Below are 16,310 nucleotides of genomic sequence, written 5' to 3' on the forward strand. Positions count from 1 at the left end.
CGGCCGAAGCCTGCGATAGAGTCGAACCACCAGATAGGCATCGACGAAGGAGTCTCGCCTTGGCCCTGCACGAAATCGATTTCACCTCGAGCAACGACCGCGACACGATCCATGCTTGGCTCTACACTCCGACGGCAGCCCCGAGCGCCATCGTGCACATCATCCACGGTCTCGGCGAACATTCTCGGCGCTATCTCCATCTCATCACGACTCTGCTCGACGCAGGGTTCGCAGTCGTCGCCGATGACCATTCCGGTCACGGTCGGACGGCCATGCAGTCGGGAATCTGGGTCGACTCCGGTGACGACGCAGCTCGAGTTGTTGTCGCCGATGAGCTTACTCTGCAGCGCAAGACCCGTGAGATCCTTCCGAACCTGCCCTACATCGTGTTCGGCCACAGTTGGGGATCGATGATTGCACGCGCGATGGCCTCCGATTCGACAGCTGACCTCGCCGGGCTGGCTCTGTGCGGAATCGCCGCGCAGATGCGCGGTATCGAGAAGACCATCGACCGCGCCGAACTCGCCGAGGCATCCACCGGCGACCGGCGCGCCGAGCCCGCATCCGAGCACCTGGTAGGTCAGCTCTTCGACGGGTTCATCGAACGCTTCGGTCCGGACGCGGGCCCCACCGCCTGGGTCGCCCTCGATGAGGCTGTCGTCGCCGACCACGGGCGCGACCCTTTCAATAACTTCGGGGCTGCGATGAGTGCACGATTCCTACAGGGATTCGTCGACCTTTATGACGAAGCCAACGCCGATTCCTGGTATGCGACAATCCCGTCCGATCTGCCTGTGCTCATCCTCGCCGGAGACCAGGACCCGGTCGCGAACTACGGCGAAGGCGCCTATCACGTGGCCAATCGTCTCCGCGAGACCGGACACGAAGATGTGCGAGCACGTGTCTTCACCGGAGTCCGGCACGAAGTCCACAATGAACCGTCCACCCGCGCCGAGGCGGAAGCCGAAATCGTCGATTTCGCCTCCCGCATCAGCAATCGGACGAGGGCCCGTTCAAACGAACGAGGGCCGAATCTGTGAACCCGGCAGAAAGCTCGAACGGCAGCGTGAATTGGCCACAGGCGACACCCACCGTCACCGACAGGTTGCAGCTTGAGCCGCTCGAAGTCCACCACGCGTCGGAGATGGTGGAGACACTGTCCTCACCCGACCTATACACCCATACCGGTGGGACGAGCCCGAGCCTGTCCGAACTTGAACGACTCTATGCACTCCAATCCGCAGGTGCCTCACCGACCGGTGACGCCGGCTGGCTGAATTGGATCGTTCGCGAAACGGCTGAGTTCACTGCGGTCGGATATGTCCAGGCCACAGTGACGAGAGCCGAAGCCGGTTATCAAGCCGATATCGCGTGGGTTATCGGCGTCGACAGCCAAGGGCAGGGATTCGCCACCGAGGCGGCCCGAGCCATGGTCGAATGGCTGGCGGATCGCCACGTGACCGCGCTGAGTGCGGCCATCCGTCCTGACAACGCCGCCTCCGCCAGAATCGCTGATCGTCTCGGACTTCACCGGACCGACGAGATCGACGACGGTGAAGGTATCTGGCGCGCAGATGCGTGGACAGACGAATGACCATGTTGACTCCGACCGCAATGGACCTGCCGGACATCATCGATACGGTCACGTCCTGGCAGCGAGAAGGTCTGCCTCTCCAGGTTCATCCCGGCGACCTCGGCTGGTATCAGCGTTTCGGAGCCGAAGCGCTCGCCTCGGCCCTGCGTGTGTGGTGGGTCGGTGACGAACCCGCGGCTGTCGGATTCCTCGACGAGTCCGAACTCATCCGAATGGCCATCTCACCCGATCACGCCGATGACCGAGCGCTCGCTGAGGCGGTCTTGGCCGACTTCACCGGAGGTCTCTCCGAACTGCTTCCTGCAGGGAAGGGTATCGTCGAAGCTCGATTCGGTTCCGCCCTGCAAAATACCCTCATCGAGGCGGGATGGGGATCCGATGAACCGTGGACCACTCTTCGCCGAGACCTGAGCGAACCGATCCCACCCGTTACCCTGCGGATCGAAATTGTCGACCCCGACAGAGCAGATAACCGTATCGCCGACCGTATCGCGGTCGAATCCTCGGCTTTTCCCGGGTCCTCATTGACCGCGGATCGTTGGCGGTCCATGGCCGGCGGTCACGCTTACAAGCAGGCCAAATGCCTTGTCGGCTATAACGCCGACGGCGCTCCAGCCGGTGCCACAACCGTCTGGTCGGCGGGCCCCGGGCGCCCCGGCGTCATCGAACCACTCGGCGTCCACAGCGACCACCGGGGTCACGGATTCGCGGTTGAGATGACACTGGCCGCGGCCATGGCGCTGCGCGGGACGGGAGCCTCGAGCATCACCGTGGCCACTCCTTCGTCGAACACCGCCGCCGTCGCCACCTACCGGTCTGCCGGGATGAGCATCCTCGGCGAAGTCAGAGACTTCTGCCGGCCCTGATCGAAACCGAAAATATCCCGGAAGCTGTCTCGCTGCTGGAACAGCCTCGGGCAATCAATTCTTCAGCGTTCCTTGGATTCTTGAATGTAGGTCGAATAGAGGAAATTCCCTCGCAAATGGCTTGGCCTTCTGATCAGCCGTGAAGGGATGAAGTGAGGCAACGAGCCGCTCATGCGTAGGCTCTGTACCGAGCATCTGGGTCGAGCGCTGAGAACTCCACGGACGACACCATCGTTTGGCACAGATTCGGCCCTCAGCCAAGGCGGCTTGTATTTGGTATCGTGACCCGCACTAAATCGCTTCCATTTGCTTCTTGAAAACGGAGGGACAAGCCATGTCAGGGTCGATTGTGATTCGCAGCTCGATCGGTGCTCTTGCTTGCGCGATGTTGTCGTTAGCGGGAGTTGCAGCAGTCGCGCCGCAGGCGCAGGCATTCGATATCTGCACTACATTCGATACCGCCTATCGATATCCGATCAAATATGGTGAGCGCGATGATCCGCCGGAGCTTCGGGGTGTTGCTCAGGCACAATGCTATCTGCTGGATCTTGGATATGAGGGCATTGATGTTACTGGGAAGTTTGATAGATCGACCTTGAGTGCAGTCAAGGACTGGCAGAAGCGCCACCCCTGGATCGGTCGCACGGACGGTGAAGTCGATAGCAAGACATGGGCGTCGTTCCAGGCCGCTGCCTCGCGGGTGATCTGAACGTAACTGAGCGCGTAATGGACGTCGGGAACCGCTTACTGCGGCCAGGTGACAGGAGCGAACCGAGTCACTTCGGGGCCCGGGTGACATGCCGGGAGAAGGCGACGAGCGCGTCCAGCTTCCGGACCAGGCCCTTCGTTGAGAAGGTGCCTCAGACCTTCAATATGACGAAGACTCGGTGTTGCGATTCAGCGTGTGAGTGCACCGGCAATGAAAGCCGCCTGTGCGACATGTTGGATCGCATCGTCGATGATCGAGACCATGCGGACGCCGCGGGTGACTACCGGTGTCCAGTTCTCGTCGATGATCTCGTCGAGATCGTCCTCGGTCAGTGTCCCCAAGTAGGTGGTGAACGCATTCAGTGTGGCTGCGAGATAGTCGACGAGCAGCTGCTGATCGGCGACACGGATCTCCGATGCCTGCTCCGGAGTATGTCCGAGGCCGAAGCCATCGCCGGCCTCGCCGAGGGCGAATCTGTCCCGGAAGTCCTCCCACTGTTCCTGCTGACCCGTGAGGTCGAAGAGTTGCACATCGATTTCGCGGCCGCTGTGCCACAGCAGCCAGGCGACGGAATTCGGATGCCCGCCGAGGTGGTCGTTGAGTTGTTCAGGGGAGAGGTCGGGCAGCGCCTGTGCCGCATGGAGGGGACGCTGGGACAGGTCGGTGAGAATGTCGATGCTGTTCATGTCGCCCATTCTGCTCTTCGACACCGCTGCTGTCACCATCGCATCGAAGGCAGTCCGGCGGATACGATTGTCAGCAACGAATGAGGTCAGGAGAACCGGATATGAGTGATACCGAACCGGATCTGAGAAATGGTGATGTTTGTGTGGTCGAGGGCGGCACCCATAAGGGGAAATCGGGGACGGTCGCTGATCTGAAGACTAGCGCGACCGGTGCAGTGACGATCACAGTCATTCAAGCATCAGGTGAGAGGTTCAAGACTCTGGCGAAGAACATTCGGAGGGTCTGAGCAGCGGAGAGTCAACGACCCGTGCCCGAGAGTTGATGCAATCAGTCGAGACGGGGCCTGCGGCGGTTGCGTTTGATCTCCGACCGCCGCTGTTCGGACTTCACTCGCCGGCGGCGGGAATTGCGGGACGGCTTCGTTGCGCGCCGCTGCACCGGCGGAGCCAACGCTTCACGCAGCAGCTGCGCCAGACGCAAGCGCGCATCCTGACGATTCTTCAGCTGCGACCGCTGCCTCTCCGAAGTCACGGTGACCACGGTGCCTGACAGGCGTGGCGCCAAACGAGAGAGCACCCGATCACGTTGAACCTCAGCGAGGAAGCTCGCCGCAGCCAGGTCGAGGCTCAGCTGCACTCGGGAATCAGAGGTGTTGACGTGTTGGCCGCCTGGACCGGACGACCGAGAGAACTGTTCGGACAGTTCGGATGCGGGGACGACCAGTCCGGCAGGAATCCCCGGACCGGCGGGAACACGCAGATCACCGTCCATCTCAGCTCGGCTCCACTTCGCCTTCGCGATCGTCACCGGCGGAGTCTTCCTCGCGCAGTCTCGGCGTGATCTGCAGGTGCGGGCGGATTCCACGCTTGTCGGCGTAGAATTCGCGGATCCGATTCATGTCTGCGGCGATGTCGCCGGTCATCTCCACGGTCGGGCCCAGCCCCGTGGTCCCGGTCGCGGTATCCAGGTAGCCCAACGTCACCGGCATGCCCGTGGACATCGCGATGCGATGGAACCCGGATTTCCAGTGCGTGTGTCCGCCGCGGGTGCCGTCCGGGGTGATGACGAGCGCGAAGACCTCACCGTCACGCATGCGGCCAACCACCTCGTCGACGATCTTGCTCGGATCCGAGCGGTCAACGGGAATCCCGCCGAGCCCGCGCATGATCGGTCCACGCCATCCGGTGAACAGGGAATGCTTGCCCAGCCAATGGACGTCGACGCGCATGCGCCACGCGATTGCGAGCATCACGACGAAGTCCCAGTTCGAGGTGTGCGGAGCTCCGACGAGGATGGTCGGACGGTTCGGAGCGGGCTCGGTGACGAGGTTCCACCTGCTGAAGGTCCAGAAGGCGCGGGCGAGGAGGCGTCGGATCATGAACTCAACGGTAGAGCACGCGAGTGGGCGAACCTACCAGCGTCCCTGGGACTGTGCCGAGAACCGGGCATGAGCGGCCGCCAGCACCGGATGCAGTCGGCGGTGGCTGAGGACGAATCCGCTGCGGACAAGGATGCGGGGTTTGAGCCCCCGTCTGCGCAATCGGCGGGTCGCTTCCTCGGTGAGGATGTAGGCGAGCATCTTCGGGCCGCGGGAGACGGCACGTTCGAACACGACCATCTTGATGTCATGCCACGGCAAGAACGTTGCGGGCAGGATCCGGCCGTTTCGGGCCAGGGAGACTCCTGCAGGAGAGAGGACGAGGGATTCTCGTCGGTGCAGTCGCAGGAACACGCCGATCGGAGCGACGACGAGGCAGCCGATGATGCCGACGACGAAGGCCCACATGCGCAGATTGGCGATGATGAGCCACCAGCTGCGGCCGTCGCTGATCGTGGCGGTGACGATCCACACGAAGGCGGCGAGCAGCCCGAATCCGATGATGAGAGCGAGGACCAAGGTGAGGACGATGTGTCGCGTCGACGAGGGGATCGATACGGGGCGTCCGCGCTCCAACCGGTGCACGACGGCGGCAGGCGAATAGTCCTCGGGCATAGGCTTCAGCGTACCGGCCGCTGTGACCGACCTGAGCATTCGGACACAAACCCCACGGGCAGGCTTCAGCGAATCCCCGTCGTCGACGGTGGTCAGGCGCTGAGTCCAACACTTCTCGGGCGGTGAGTGAGACCGTCGGGAATACGCGCGGCCGAATGATTGCTGTGCGAGGTACGACCATCACCAACAGCAGAGGAAGATATGTCTGAGTCAGCTCGTGTCGTTATTCTCGGCGGCCATGGAAAGATCGCCCTCCTGGCTGCGCCCAAGCTCAAGGCTGCAGGCTTCACCGTCGACTCGGTGATCCGAAATCCCGAGCAGTCGGCCGATATCGAGGCCGCTGAGGCCAACCCAGTCGTCCTCGACATCGAAACCGCCGACACCCAGGCGCTCGCCGATCTGTTCGCCGGCGCCCAGGCCGTCGTGTTCTCCGCCGGAGCCGGAGGCGGCAACCCGGACCGGACCAGGGCCGTCGACCTCGAGGCCGCCAAGCGCTCGGTCGACGCGGCAGGACAGGCGGGAGTCAAGCGCTTCGTCATGGTCTCCTACGCCAGCGCGAGCGTCGACCGTGATCGCGTCGACCCGGAGAGCTCCTTCTACCCCTACGTCGAGGCCAAGAGCGGTGCCGATGACCACCTGCGCGGCAGCGATCTCGACTTCACGATTCTCGGCCCGGGCGGTCTGACCCTCGAACCCTCCAGCGGGAAGGTCCTCATCGCCGATGCCGCCGGTGACCTTGAAGGGGAGCGCCCTGCAGACGAGGTGCGTGTGACCTCCCGCGAACTCGTCGCCGACGTCATCACGCACGTCATCGCCGAATCGGCGGCCGTGCGTGAGACCGTGAATTTCTACGACGGACAGACCCCCATCGCCGAAGCCATCAGCTGAGCTGAGTCCGACCACTCCGAGCCGTCACCCGGGTCCGAGCGGCCCACTGACCCGATGGCCCGCCGTTCCGATAGGGAACGGCGGGCCATCGGCATTGTCGCACCGGCAGGGACCGGACCCCGGAGTCCTCGGGCAGATCAGCCTCGGCGATTCCACAGCTGATGGGTCAGACCACTGTCCGTGGTGAGGCTCTCGATCGTGAAATCCTTCTCAAGTCCCTCGAGGCCCTCCCAGAGCGAGACGCCCCGGCCCAGAGTGATGGGTACGACGACGATGTGCATGAAGTCGATGAGACCGGCTGTGAGGAACTGCCTGACGGTCGAGGGTCCGCCTCCGATGCGGACATTGAGTCCTCCGGCTGCTTCGGTCGCCTCGGCGAGGACTTCGTCCGGGGCCGCATCGACGAAATGGAAGCTCGTCCCGTTGTCGAACTCCATGGGCTCCCGCGGATGATGGGTGAGGACGAAGCACGGGGTCTTGAACGGCGGTTCCTCACCCCACCAGCCCCGCCAGCCGTCGTCGGGCCATGGTCCCGTCTGCGGACCGAACTTCTTCCTGCCCATGATCTCGGCTCCGATGCCCTGCCCCCACATCGCGAACAGAGCGCGATCTGCGGTCACCGGGGCGTCGACCTTGTCCACACCCTCGATGCCGCGGCCGTCGAAGAAGGAGAACAGTGCTTCGGCTTCGCCGATCGGCTGATCGAAGGTGACGAACTCGCCGGCAGCGAAGCCGTCGAGGGAGACGAAGAGATTGTTGACACACGCTTTGGCCATGAGCACTCCGATGTGGTGGTTCGGCTGATGTATTCAGTCCGACGGATGGCGTTGGTTCCGGGGAAGTGGACCCAGTGTACGATCGGGTAGTTGTAGAATGCAATCACTGGAGGTGGAATGATGTCTGCACAGCCGCGCTCGGGATGTGCCATCAATGCCGCGGTCGAGGTGCTCGGGGACAACTGGTCGCTCATCGTCCTGCGCGACATCATCTTCGGCGATCGCCGCCACTTTCGTGAGCTGCTCACCCGCAATGACGAGGGCATCGCGTCGAACATGCTCTCCAGCCGGCTGAAGAAGCTCGTCGATGAAGGGCTGCTGACAAGGGCGGAAGCCACGCGCGGGCAGCGAGCCGAATACTCCCTCACCGAGGCGGGTATCCAGACCCTGCCGGTCATGGTGGCCCTCGGTACCTGGGGGATGACGCACCGGGAGACCTCCCCGGAGTTGACGATCCGGTCCCGCCTCATGGCCGAAGATCCACAGCTCGTGGATGGCCTCATGGATGAACTCCGGGAGATCCACCTCGGCGTGCCGCGTCCCGACCCGGAAGCTCCGCGTTCCTCAGAGCGGCTGCGGGCCGCCTACGAGGCGGAGATCTCCGGAAGTTGAATCAAGGTGAGGGCTGCTGCCCCGGCAGTCTCAGCTCCTCCAACAGCCTCCTTGATGTGATCGAGACGATACCGACCATTCTGCCGTCTGCCACGGTGCATGCCATGAGTCCCAATCGGTGACCGCTTGCGGTCGAAACGAGAAGACCCGGCTCGCCGTTGACGTTGACCTTGCGAACTTCGATCCTGTCCGGATCGCCTCGCCGAATCGCTGCGAGCACCTCGTTCGCACCCATCCGGACCATGTGGCCCCGGGCGTTGCTGCGGTGCCACGACAGTCCCGGGTCGAGAATGTGGAGCAGAGCGTCGAAGTCACCGTTCCGTGCGGCGGTGAGGAATGCGTCGACGACAGCACGACGTTGTGAAAGCTCACCTGAGGGACTCGGCGTGTCCTTGACCTTGCGCCGGGCCCGACTGGCGGCCATCTTCGCCGCCGCTTCCGAGGATCCGATGACGGCCGCGATCTCAGCAAAGGGCACCGAGAACATGTCATGGAGGACGAAGGCGACTCGCTCCTCCGGGCGCAGTGAGTCGAGCACGATGAGCATGGCCGGGCCGAGCGAATCCGACAACGTTGCGTTCTGCTCTGGCGTCGGGTCATCCTCGTCGACGATGGCTTCTTCGACCCAGGCATCAAGCGACGATTCTCCCCGCGTGGTGCGTCGGCGGAGCGCATCGAGGCAGATGCGTCCGACGACCCGGGTCAGCCACCCGCCGAGATTGTCGATGGACTCCGGCCCGTTCCTCTCCCAGCGGAGCCATGTCTCCTGAACGGCATCCTCGGCGTCCGAATGCGAGCCGAGCACTCTCGTGGCCAACGCAGTGAGGCGAGGGCGATGAGCTTCGAACTCCGAAGTCGACGATGACTGCGCGATGGCTGTTACCTTTCCTGGCGGCGGTGCGTCATCGGTATGAGAGTCCGACCGGGCTCTTTCGGCAAGGGAGAATTGCAATGATGGATATCGTACTATGGGTCGTCGCCGCCGCAATGGCAGTGGCTTTCGGCATCGGCGGAGCTTCGCAGGTCGTCCTGTCCAAGGAGAAGTATCGGTCGCTGGCTCGCAGCCAGCACTGGGTGGACGATTTCAGTTCGGGTCATATCAAGGCCATCGGAACAATCAAACTCCTCGGGGTGATCGGACTGATCGTGCCGCCGCTGGTGGGGATCCTTCCGATTCTCTCGCCGATCGCGGCGTGTGGACTCATGCTGGTCATGACAGGGGCGGCGACGACCCGATTTCGTCGCAGCGAATGGGGTCTGATGGCAGGGGACACCACCTACCTGTTGGTGTTTGCGTTCCTCGCATGGGGCCGGTTTGCGTTGGCCCCGTTCGGGGGCTGAGCTGAGCATCGCTCTTGTTCCTGGGTTCGATGTGTGCTTCCATGGAATAGGTGATTGCAGAATGCAATCACTCACCCTCAAGGCTGATCCCGAAGGAGCGATCATGATCACAGGGCTCATGGCCAATATCGTTGTCACCGGCGAGAAGGCGGCGACCGAATGGTATTCCCGACTCTTCGAAAGACAGCCGGATGACAAGCCGATGGCGGGGCTGGCCCAATGGCTCTTCGACGAGAGGTTCGGAATCCAGATCTGGGAGGACCCGCAGCGAGCCGGACGCTCCAACGTGGTTCTCGACGTGGACGACCTCGACAAGATGGCCGAGCGTCTGCGAGCGGTCGGAATCGACCACGACGAGCCGAGCCCCGGAGGCGGACAGCGCATCCTTCCGGTCAGCGACCCGGACGGCAATCTGGTGGTGTTCTTCGGTGAGTGAAACAGCATCCGATCAGCGCCTGCCGGTGACCGCGACGATCCGCCTCGGCGCTGATTTCGAGCACCCGATCTCGGTGGTGTGGAGCGCTTTCGCCGATACCGGGCAGCGCGTGCAGTGGGGAGTCCCCGAAGGTGAGGAGATGGTCTGTGACATCGACGAATTCCGTCCGGGCGGAGCGATCCGTGCCCGCTGTGGATCACGAGGAGCGCTGGAATTCGTTTCCACCGGTCAGTACTGCTCATTGGAACCGGAGCGTCATATCGTGACCACCGAGACTCTCACCAAAGACGATGGGATCCTCTCGACGGCCATCATCACCTGGACCCTGACCGCCATCCCGACAGGTACCCGGGTCGGGCTCGTCGACCAAGTCGTGTCCTTCGTCGGTGAGGGAATGATCGACGGACACCGCAACGGCCACGGCATCTGCCTGCGACAGCTCGGCGAGTTCCTCAGTTCGTGAGATCCGCGGCCCACGGAAGATCTGCGCCGCTGCGGCCGACGGTGATCCCGGCCAGCGCAGATGCACGATCCCCCAGGGCCATGAGCTCAGCCGCACCGAGGGAGGCCACCGGTGATGTCGAGGCATGCAGATCGTGGATGAGGGAGACCATGAACGTGTCTCCGGCTCCGATCGTATCCGTCACGTCGACCCGAGCCGAATCCACCGTCACCCGCGCCGAGGCGGTCGCCAAGATCGCGCCGTCACCTCCGCGAGTCATCGCCACCACGCCCGGACCAAGATCGAGCAGACGATCGACCTGTTCTTCTTCAGAGAGATCGGGATAGAGCCAATCGGCATCGACATCGCTGAGTTTGAGGACGTCGACCCGACGCGCCAACTCCTCGAATCGTGGCAGCACATCCTCGTGGGAACCGACGATCGACGGCCGGATGTTCGGGTCGAAGGAGATGAGCGTCCCTGCTCTCTGCAGGCCTGCCGTCTGCGGATCTGACTGTTCCGGGACAGCGTCGAGGAGTCGGTCGATCACGGCGGAGCCCGGCTCGAGGAAAGCTGCGATCGACGCGAAATGCAAGACCGAATGGGCGCTGCTTCCGAGCAGCGACGAATCGGGATCCCACCGCAGCTGGAACTCGTACTCGGCCGAACCGTCATCGGCCAGGCGGGCCAGCGCTGTGGAGGTGCCGCCTCGAGGGGTGGCGAGCACGTCAACCTGGGACTCCCGCAGGTGAGCGAGAAGGAATCCGCCGTGGAAGTCATCACCGACATCGGTGAGGAACTGGACCTCGTCGCCGAGGCGGCCCAAACCGAGAGCGACATTGGCCGGCGCTCCACCCGGTGCATAGCGGTCGGGAACACCGGGCGAACTGACGATGTCGATGAGGGCTTCACCGATGACGAGAATGCTCATGGACACGATTCTAAGCTGAAAATCTTTCCACGGCCGTGACCAGCATAAATAGGACAAAAATAGGTGAATGGTAGGAATCGACTTCATTTCATGTCAGTGCCGTCTGCAACTGTGTGGTCATGGACAAGAACACCATTGACAACGACGTCAGAACGATCATCGATGAGGAAACCGCCCGCGTCTTCGCACCGCGCCCCGGCGAATGCCTGGCCTGCTATGTGTTCCGCCAGCTCGGGGAATTCGGCTGCAATGGCACACACCGGTTCGCAGAAGGCTTCCGCGACCGTACGGCTCCACGTGCCACGGCGCTGCTCGCGCGGCTGAGCAGCATGGGTGCCTGCTGCTGCGACTGTGAGATGTTCCTCAACGCCTTCACCTTCGCCGCCAAACCGTGGATCACCAGCATGCCGTTCGGCGAGCTCATCGGCACTCCCTTCGGCAGTGAGGAAGCCATCGACATGAGAGAGAGGTTCGGAATCGACGAACCTCCTTCGACGAGGCTCTACCTCTGCTGTCGATTGGTGAGAAGGGGGTCCACGCAAGCCTGCGGAAATTGGGCTCGCGTCCGACGTTGGTGAGCGCACGCGTCCGGCAGAATGAGACCATGTCTTCCACTCTGCCGCTCTTCCTCGACTGCGACCCCGGAATCGACGATGCCATTGCGCTGGCCTACCTGTGCTGCCAAGACGACGTCGACGTCGTCGGCATTGCCGCATCCGGAGGCAACGTGGCCACCGCCCAGGTCGTCGAGAACACCCGCGGTTGGCTGACGCTGGCCGGGCGCAGCGACGTTCCCGTCCACGCCGGCCACAGTCTTCCACTGGCACGGCAGGCCCTGCAGGCGGAATCGCAGGCATCGGAGACGGCAACGGGCGAAGTCCTGGAATACGCCGACCTCACCCATGGCGAGACCGGACGCGGATACGCGCGGGTGCCGGACCCGAGCGCCCCGGCGAGTTCGGTATCGGCTGCTCAAGCGTGGGTCGATGCTGCTCACGCCCATCCCGGCCAGCTCCTCGGCGTCGTCATCGGTCCGGCCACGAATCTCGCCTTGGCCCTCGAGATCGACCCGGATCTGCCGAGTCTGTTCAAGCGCCTCTTCATCATGGGCGGAGCATTCAATTACCGCGGCAACACCCACCCGACGACGGAATGGAACGTCACCTTCGATCCCGAGTCCACGGCCCGAGTGCTCGAGGCATTCGGCACAGCGCATGCGAACAGTCACCTCGGACACCTGCCGGTCATCGCCCCCATCGAAGCGACCGAAGCCGTTGAGATGACACCCGAGCGCCTCACCACGATCCTCGACGGAGCCTCTGCCAACGGTGCCGATGACCACTGGCAGTCGGTCCTCGAACAGCTTTCCGAAGCTCTGCGCTTCTACTTCGAGTTTCACGAATCCGACGGACTCGGTTATCTCGCCCACATCCACGACCCTTTCGTCCTCGCCTGCGCCCTGTCCTGGGCGCGACAGAACACCGTTGCGTCGCTCGGGACAGCGCCCAAAGATCCGAACACCAACGTCTCGGAGGCGGCGGCTCCGGTGCCCGTACGAGGATCTGCGGGGGAGCTGCCGTGGGCGTCGACGCTGTGGGCACCAGTCGATGTCGAACTCACGGGTACACTCACACGAGGCGAAACCGTCGCCGATTGGCTGGGGCGGTGGAGCCGCCCCGTGAATGCAGAGATCATCCGCACCATCGACGCTCCTGCCTTCCTCGACCACCTCAGCTCCACCCTGATGAAAGGACCACCAGCATGACCGCACACTCCAGACAGTCTGGGCAGGGGCCGACCACCACGGTCGGTCCCGGACAAAACCGCAACCGCACCCTAGCTCTCGCCCTCACTCTGCTCGGCACCCTCATCGTCATCGGCACCTACGTCGCCGTGCTGCTGACCCAACCGGCCAACCTCGGTGTCGACCTCGGCCATACCACTCTGTGGGTCATGCTCGGCTATCTGGTCGGAGGCATTCTGCTCGCCGCCGGCACTCTCCCGCTGATTCCCCGCAGCGTTCTCGCCCTCATTCCGGTCGCCATCGCCCTCAACATCGTCATCGGGCAGGTCATTGGCAACTACACCCCCGTACCCCTCTACCTCGACTCCATCGGAACGGTGCTCATCGGCGTCCTGGCAGGGCCCGCCGCAGGTGCCTTCACGGGAATCATCTCGAACCTCGTCTGGGGCGTGACCCTGAGCCCCAGCGTCATCGCCTTCAGCTCCGGGGCCGCCTTCATCGGAGCTGCCGCCGGCTGGGCAGCACGACTCGGGGTCTTCCGCACACCCTGGACGGCGGTCATCGTCGGCGCCGTCGCCGGGGTTCCCGCCGGTGCCATCGGAGCACCCGTAGCCGCCTACGTCTTCGGCGGCGGACTCGGAGCCGGAACCGGGGGAGTCGTGGCCATCCTCCAAGCCGCGGGCCTCGAGATGTTCAACGCCACCTTCGCTCAGAGCATGGTCTCCGACATCGTCGATAAGGCGCTCATCTTCGCCCTCGCCTATGTCGTCATCCGGTCGCTGCCCAAACGCATCATCGGTCGCTACCCCTTCGCCCTGCACAGCCGCCAGAAGTCTGCGTCGAATGAGAGCACAGCGTCTGCCGGAGCGACAGTCGAGTCGGCGCCTGCGGCGGAATGATCGCCGCCGGTCCCAAGTCCTCCAGTACCGGAAGCGCCGCCGCGCCTCCAGATGACGGTCGCACTGACCTCGGTCGCCGGCTGCATCCGGCGACCGAGATCGTCATCCTCTTCAGCAGCCTCCTGCTCGTCTTCGGGGTGCCCTCACCCGTGGCGCCCATGGCCGTCATCGTCGCCACCGTGCTCACAGTCGTCGTCTCACCGGCGCTGCGTCTGCGGTCGTGGGCCCTCGGTGTCGCCGTGCTGTGCCTGCCGACGCTGTTCGTGCTCGTCATTGTGCAGGGATTCTTCTACCCGGGCGCCGAGGTGCATGTCCTCTGGGAGGCAGGACCGGCGCATCTCAGCGTCGAAGGACTGAGCATTGCAATCCAGATCTGGCTGCGTGTGGCCGCACTCATCGGCCTGTGTGCCCTCTTCGGCCTCGGCACCGATTCGGCTCGACTCTTCGATGGTCTGCGCATGCTCCGACTGCCCGACAGCATCGCCTATGTGTGCGCCTCCGCAATCGGACTCATCCCTCTCATCGGCGCCCGAACCCGCCACGTCATCGAAGCCCGCAAGGCCCGAGGCTGGGCGACGCAGCACTGGCGCGTGCGAATGCGGCTGTTGCCGGGCATCGTCACGGGCCTGTTCACCTCGGTGCTCATCGAGGTCGAACAGCGCCACGAGGTGCTCGAACAGAGCGGCCTCGGAGCGAACAGTCGCCGTGTCGAACTGCACGACTACCACACCGGTCGCGGACAGGGACTGCTGCGTCTCACCATCGCTGTCCTCGCGGTCGGTCTCGTCGCCGCCTCGGTGGCCGGTGTGCTGCCGCTGCCGGACTCCTCTCAACTGATCGGTGTCCGCTGAGGTGACGGCGATGACAGGTTTCGGATTGACCTACGCCGGTGAAGAGACCCAGGCTCTGACCGATGTCACCCTGTCGCTGCCGGCAGGATCGATGACCGCGGTTCTCGGTCCCGTCGGATCGGGAACTTCGACCCTTGCTCGGGCGTTGGCCGGTCTGCTCGGAGCCAGAGGAACATCGACCGGGCACGTCGATGTCGCTGGGACTGTCGGCCTCCTCGGCGATGATCCGGAAGCCCAATTGAGCGGAATGACCAGCCACGTCGAGGATGAGGTCCAGTTGGCGTGCAGATTGCGCGGCATTGCGGGAGCCGAGTCAGAGGAGCGGGCGCGGGCTGCGCTGGCACGGTTGGGGATCGACGACCTGTGGGCCCGCCGTCTCGATACGCTCTCCGGCGGTCAGCGCCAATTGGTGGCGTTGTCGAGGATCACCGCACTCGATCCCGATCTGCTCATTCTGGACCAGCCCTCGCAGTCACTCGACCCCGATATGCGTCGAGGTCTGGCGGCGGCCCTGCGGCAGACCTGTGATCGTGGGCGGTCGGTGCTCATCACCGGACACCAGATCGACGAGCTCGCTCTCTCCTGCCACGAGGTGCGTTTCCTCGACGCGGGCAGGCTGAGGCCAGCGCACGTCGCGCCCGGGGATTCCGGGGTCGACACTGAATCCGACACCGACGCCGACACCGATGCCGACGCTGGCGCCGACACCGACGCTGGCGCGGACACCGACGCTGACGCAGGTACAGGTGACGAACTGGGCCGTTCCGCACTGCGGCAGGGAGTCTGGGACACCCGTCCCGTTGACCCGCCCGGACCGGTCATTCCGACCGCACCCGTGAGAACGGAACCCGTGCTTAAGGTGAGGGACTTCGGCGTGGACCGCGCAGGCACAGTTGTGCTCAAGTGCGTCGACTTCGAACTTCACCCCGGTGAGCTGATCACCCTCACCGGCGCCAACGGAGCGGGGAAGTCGACTCTGCTGCGCGGGCTCATCGGACTCCTCGATCGGTCGGCTGACTGCGCGGGCACGGTCACGGCGAGCCGCCTCGGCGAAAGGACGAATCTGCTGGACCTGCCCGCCCACGTCCGCAGCGCTCATCTGGGATGGGTCGGACAGGATCCCGGCGTTCAGCTCTCGGCGGCGACCGTGCGATCCGAACTCATGCGTGCGGCTCCGCTGCCGCGCCACCGGCGGCGCGATCGGCCGGAAATGATCGAACAGCGTCGCCGCGTCGTCGACACGGCGTTGGACGAGGCCGATCTGGCTGCCGTGTGTGAGGAGCATCCATTCGACCTCGACACACCCCGGCGCAAAGACCTCGTCATCGCCTCGGCCCTTGTCACAGGCGCAGAAGTCCTGCTTCTCGACGAACCCACGATCGGTCGCGACCGAGCGGGAATGGACCGGTTGAGCGCGATCATCGATGGCTTCCTGGCCCGAGGCGGCGCCGTCCTCGCAACAACCCATGACCACCGGTGGGCCCAGGAATCCTCTCACCGTCGATTCCACCTCGCTGATGGACGAGGGAACCTGTCCTGAA

Annotated in this window: 22 protein-coding genes; 15 read left to right on the top strand and 7 right to left on the bottom strand. The window is 63.9% G+C overall.

Features of this window, described 5'->3' with window-relative positions:
• Window positions 1-59: 59 nt before the first annotated feature.
• The 4 genes from HF684_RS07420 (at window position 60) to HF684_RS07435 (ending at window position 3,169) form a co-directional block, all read left to right on the top strand.
• Window positions 60-1,040, top strand: coding sequence for an alpha/beta fold hydrolase (locus HF684_RS07420; RefSeq protein ID WP_169251978.1), 981 nt, complete (start codon window positions 60-62; stop codon window positions 1,038-1,040).
• Between the two features lie 26 nt (window positions 1,041-1,066).
• Window positions 1,067-1,594, top strand: coding sequence for a GNAT family N-acetyltransferase (locus HF684_RS07425; RefSeq protein WP_248279166.1), 528 nt, complete (start codon window positions 1,067-1,069; stop codon window positions 1,592-1,594).
• Window positions 1,591-2,460, top strand: coding sequence for a GNAT family N-acetyltransferase (locus HF684_RS07430; RefSeq protein ID WP_169251979.1), 870 nt, complete (start codon window positions 1,591-1,593; stop codon window positions 2,458-2,460). Before HF684_RS07425 ends, HF684_RS07430 begins: the two co-directional genes overlap by 4 nt.
• A 334-nt stretch (window positions 2,461-2,794) precedes the next feature.
• Complete coding sequence (locus HF684_RS07435) at window positions 2,795-3,169, top strand: peptidoglycan-binding domain-containing protein (RefSeq protein WP_169251980.1); 375 nt, start codon at window positions 2,795-2,797, stop codon at window positions 3,167-3,169.
• 188 nt (window positions 3,170-3,357) lie between these two features.
• On the opposite strand, the gene HF684_RS07440 is transcribed toward HF684_RS07435, so the two are convergent.
• Window positions 3,358-3,855, bottom strand: coding sequence for a DinB family protein (locus HF684_RS07440; RefSeq protein WP_169251981.1), 498 nt, complete (start codon window positions 3,853-3,855; stop codon window positions 3,358-3,360).
• 101 nt (window positions 3,856-3,956) lie between these two features.
• Here HF684_RS07440 and HF684_RS07445 point away from each other — a divergent pair, with 101 nt between their 5' ends.
• Window positions 3,957-4,142: an RNA-binding protein gene (locus HF684_RS07445; RefSeq protein WP_169251982.1), complete on the top strand. Its 186-nt coding sequence runs from the start codon at window positions 3,957-3,959 to the stop codon at window positions 4,140-4,142.
• A gap of 41 nt (window positions 4,143-4,183) precedes the next feature.
• On the opposite strand, the gene arfB is transcribed toward HF684_RS07445, so the two are convergent.
• The 3 genes from arfB to HF684_RS07460 are packed head-to-tail and all read right to left on the bottom strand — an operon-like array spanning window position 4,184 to window position 5,849.
• Window positions 4,184-4,627, bottom strand: a complete 444-nt coding sequence (gene arfB / locus HF684_RS07450; protein WP_169253814.1) for an alternative ribosome rescue aminoacyl-tRNA hydrolase ArfB — start codon at window positions 4,625-4,627, stop codon at window positions 4,184-4,186.
• A gap of 1 nt (window position 4,628) precedes the next feature.
• Window positions 4,629-5,234 carry a 1-acyl-sn-glycerol-3-phosphate acyltransferase gene (locus HF684_RS07455; protein ID WP_169251983.1) on the bottom strand — a complete coding sequence of 202 codons (606 nt, stop codon included), beginning with the start codon at window positions 5,232-5,234 and terminating at the stop codon, window positions 4,629-4,631.
• 33 nt (window positions 5,235-5,267) lie between these two features.
• On the bottom strand, window positions 5,268-5,849 hold the full coding sequence (locus HF684_RS07460; RefSeq protein ID WP_169251984.1) for a hypothetical protein: 582 nt from the start codon (window positions 5,847-5,849) through the stop codon (window positions 5,268-5,270).
• Window positions 5,850-6,050: 201 nt separating this feature from the next.
• On the opposite strand from HF684_RS07460, the gene HF684_RS07465 reads away from it, so the two are divergent.
• A complete protein-coding gene (locus HF684_RS07465) occupies window positions 6,051-6,737 on the top strand; it encodes an SDR family oxidoreductase (RefSeq protein ID WP_169251985.1) in 687 nt (228 codons plus the stop codon).
• Between the two features lie 137 nt (window positions 6,738-6,874).
• Here the strand turns inward: HF684_RS07465 and HF684_RS07470 are convergent, their stop codons facing one another.
• A complete protein-coding gene (locus tag HF684_RS07470) occupies window positions 6,875-7,513 on the bottom strand; it encodes a dihydrofolate reductase family protein (protein WP_169251986.1) in 639 nt (212 codons plus the stop codon).
• A 120-nt stretch (window positions 7,514-7,633) separates the two neighbouring features.
• On the opposite strand from HF684_RS07470, the gene HF684_RS07475 reads away from it, so the two are divergent.
• Window positions 7,634-8,125, top strand: coding sequence for a helix-turn-helix domain-containing protein (locus HF684_RS07475; RefSeq protein WP_169251987.1), 492 nt, complete (start codon window positions 7,634-7,636; stop codon window positions 8,123-8,125).
• Between the two features lies 1 nt (window position 8,126).
• Here the strand turns inward: HF684_RS07475 and HF684_RS07480 are convergent, their stop codons facing one another.
• The gene (locus HF684_RS07480; RefSeq protein ID WP_169253815.1) at window positions 8,127-8,999 is read right to left on the bottom strand and encodes a sigma-70 family RNA polymerase sigma factor; all 873 of its coding nucleotides are present in this window, start codon (window positions 8,997-8,999) and stop codon (window positions 8,127-8,129) included.
• A gap of 80 nt (window positions 9,000-9,079) precedes the next feature.
• Between HF684_RS07480 and HF684_RS07485 the strand changes: the two genes are divergently transcribed.
• The 3 genes from HF684_RS07485 (at window position 9,080) to HF684_RS07495 (ending at window position 10,365) form a co-directional block, all read left to right on the top strand.
• Complete coding sequence (locus tag HF684_RS07485; RefSeq protein ID WP_169251988.1) at window positions 9,080-9,466, top strand: DoxX family protein; 387 nt, start codon at window positions 9,080-9,082, stop codon at window positions 9,464-9,466.
• Between the two features lie 103 nt (window positions 9,467-9,569).
• The gene (locus HF684_RS07490) at window positions 9,570-9,902 is read left to right on the top strand and encodes a VOC family protein (RefSeq protein WP_169251989.1); all 333 of its coding nucleotides are present in this window, start codon (window positions 9,570-9,572) and stop codon (window positions 9,900-9,902) included.
• Entirely contained in the window at window positions 9,895-10,365 is a 471-nt protein-coding gene (locus HF684_RS07495; protein WP_169251990.1) for an SRPBCC domain-containing protein, read from the top strand. The genes HF684_RS07490 and HF684_RS07495 overlap by 8 nt, the downstream gene beginning before the upstream one ends.
• Here HF684_RS07495 and HF684_RS07500 read toward each other — a convergent pair.
• Entirely contained in the window at window positions 10,355-11,275 is a 921-nt protein-coding gene (locus tag HF684_RS07500; RefSeq protein ID WP_169251991.1) for a carbohydrate kinase, read from the bottom strand. The genes HF684_RS07495 and HF684_RS07500 overlap by 11 nt on opposite strands.
• Before the next feature lie 119 nt (window positions 11,276-11,394).
• Here HF684_RS07500 and HF684_RS07505 point away from each other — a divergent pair, with 119 nt between their 5' ends.
• The 5 genes from HF684_RS07505 to HF684_RS07525 are packed head-to-tail and all read left to right on the top strand — an operon-like array spanning window position 11,395 to window position 16,309.
• A complete protein-coding gene (locus tag HF684_RS07505) occupies window positions 11,395-11,853 on the top strand; it encodes a DUF2695 domain-containing protein (protein WP_169251992.1) in 459 nt (152 codons plus the stop codon).
• A 26-nt stretch (window positions 11,854-11,879) separates the two neighbouring features.
• Entirely contained in the window at window positions 11,880-13,040 is a 1,161-nt protein-coding gene (locus tag HF684_RS07510) for a nucleoside hydrolase (RefSeq protein WP_169251993.1), read from the top strand.
• Window positions 13,037-13,918 carry a histidine kinase gene (locus tag HF684_RS07515; RefSeq protein WP_169251994.1) on the top strand — a complete coding sequence of 294 codons (882 nt, stop codon included), beginning with the start codon at window positions 13,037-13,039 and terminating at the stop codon, window positions 13,916-13,918. Before HF684_RS07510 ends, HF684_RS07515 begins: the two co-directional genes overlap by 4 nt.
• Window positions 13,915-14,769: an energy-coupling factor transporter transmembrane component T gene (locus HF684_RS07520; RefSeq protein WP_169251995.1), complete on the top strand. Its 855-nt coding sequence runs from the start codon at window positions 13,915-13,917 to the stop codon at window positions 14,767-14,769. Before HF684_RS07515 ends, HF684_RS07520 begins: the two co-directional genes overlap by 4 nt.
• Before the next feature lie 10 nt (window positions 14,770-14,779).
• A complete protein-coding gene (locus HF684_RS07525; protein ID WP_169251996.1) occupies window positions 14,780-16,309 on the top strand; it encodes an ABC transporter ATP-binding protein in 1,530 nt (509 codons plus the stop codon).
• Window position 16,310 lies beyond the last annotated feature (1 nt).

The organism is Brevibacterium sp. 'Marine', assembly GCF_012844365.1.
GTDB lineage: Bacteria > Actinomycetota > Actinomycetes > Actinomycetales > Brevibacteriaceae > Brevibacterium.

What these genes read in the sequence shown, in the direction of transcription:
- HF684_RS07430 (WP_169251979.1), top strand. Translation starts at nt 1,591, where the DNA reads ATGACCATGTTGACTCCGACCGCAATGGACCTGCCGGACATCATCGAT.
- HF684_RS07435 (WP_169251980.1), top strand. Translation starts at nt 2,795, where the DNA reads ATGTCAGGGTCGATTGTGATTCGCAGCTCGATCGGTGCTCTTGCTTGC.
- HF684_RS07440 (WP_169251981.1), bottom strand. Translation starts at nt 3,855, where the DNA reads ATGAACAGCATCGACATTCTCACCGACCTGTCCCAGCGTCCCCTCCAT.
- HF684_RS07445 (WP_169251982.1), top strand. Translation starts at nt 3,957, where the DNA reads ATGAGTGATACCGAACCGGATCTGAGAAATGGTGATGTTTGTGTGGTC.
- arfB (WP_169253814.1), bottom strand. Translation starts at nt 4,627, where the DNA reads ATGGACGGTGATCTGCGTGTTCCCGCCGGTCCGGGGATTCCTGCCGGA.
- HF684_RS07455 (WP_169251983.1), bottom strand. Translation starts at nt 5,234, where the DNA reads ATGATCCGACGCCTCCTCGCCCGCGCCTTCTGGACCTTCAGCAGGTGG.
- HF684_RS07460 (WP_169251984.1), bottom strand. Translation starts at nt 5,849, where the DNA reads ATGCCCGAGGACTATTCGCCTGCCGCCGTCGTGCACCGGTTGGAGCGC.
- HF684_RS07465 (WP_169251985.1), top strand. Translation starts at nt 6,051, where the DNA reads ATGTCTGAGTCAGCTCGTGTCGTTATTCTCGGCGGCCATGGAAAGATC.
- HF684_RS07470 (WP_169251986.1), bottom strand. Translation starts at nt 7,513, where the DNA reads ATGGCCAAAGCGTGTGTCAACAATCTCTTCGTCTCCCTCGACGGCTTC.
- HF684_RS07475 (WP_169251987.1), top strand. Translation starts at nt 7,634, where the DNA reads ATGTCTGCACAGCCGCGCTCGGGATGTGCCATCAATGCCGCGGTCGAG.
- HF684_RS07485 (WP_169251988.1), top strand. Translation starts at nt 9,080, where the DNA reads ATGGATATCGTACTATGGGTCGTCGCCGCCGCAATGGCAGTGGCTTTC.
- HF684_RS07490 (WP_169251989.1), top strand. Translation starts at nt 9,570, where the DNA reads ATGATCACAGGGCTCATGGCCAATATCGTTGTCACCGGCGAGAAGGCG.
- HF684_RS07500 (WP_169251991.1), bottom strand. Translation starts at nt 11,275, where the DNA reads ATGAGCATTCTCGTCATCGGTGAAGCCCTCATCGACATCGTCAGTTCG.
- HF684_RS07505 (WP_169251992.1), top strand. Translation starts at nt 11,395, where the DNA reads ATGGACAAGAACACCATTGACAACGACGTCAGAACGATCATCGATGAG.
- HF684_RS07510 (WP_169251993.1), top strand. Translation starts at nt 11,880, where the DNA reads ATGTCTTCCACTCTGCCGCTCTTCCTCGACTGCGACCCCGGAATCGAC.
- HF684_RS07515 (WP_169251994.1), top strand. Translation starts at nt 13,037, where the DNA reads ATGACCGCACACTCCAGACAGTCTGGGCAGGGGCCGACCACCACGGTC.
- HF684_RS07520 (WP_169251995.1), top strand. Translation starts at nt 13,915, where the DNA reads ATGATCGCCGCCGGTCCCAAGTCCTCCAGTACCGGAAGCGCCGCCGCG.
- HF684_RS07525 (WP_169251996.1), top strand. Translation starts at nt 14,780, where the DNA reads ATGACAGGTTTCGGATTGACCTACGCCGGTGAAGAGACCCAGGCTCTG.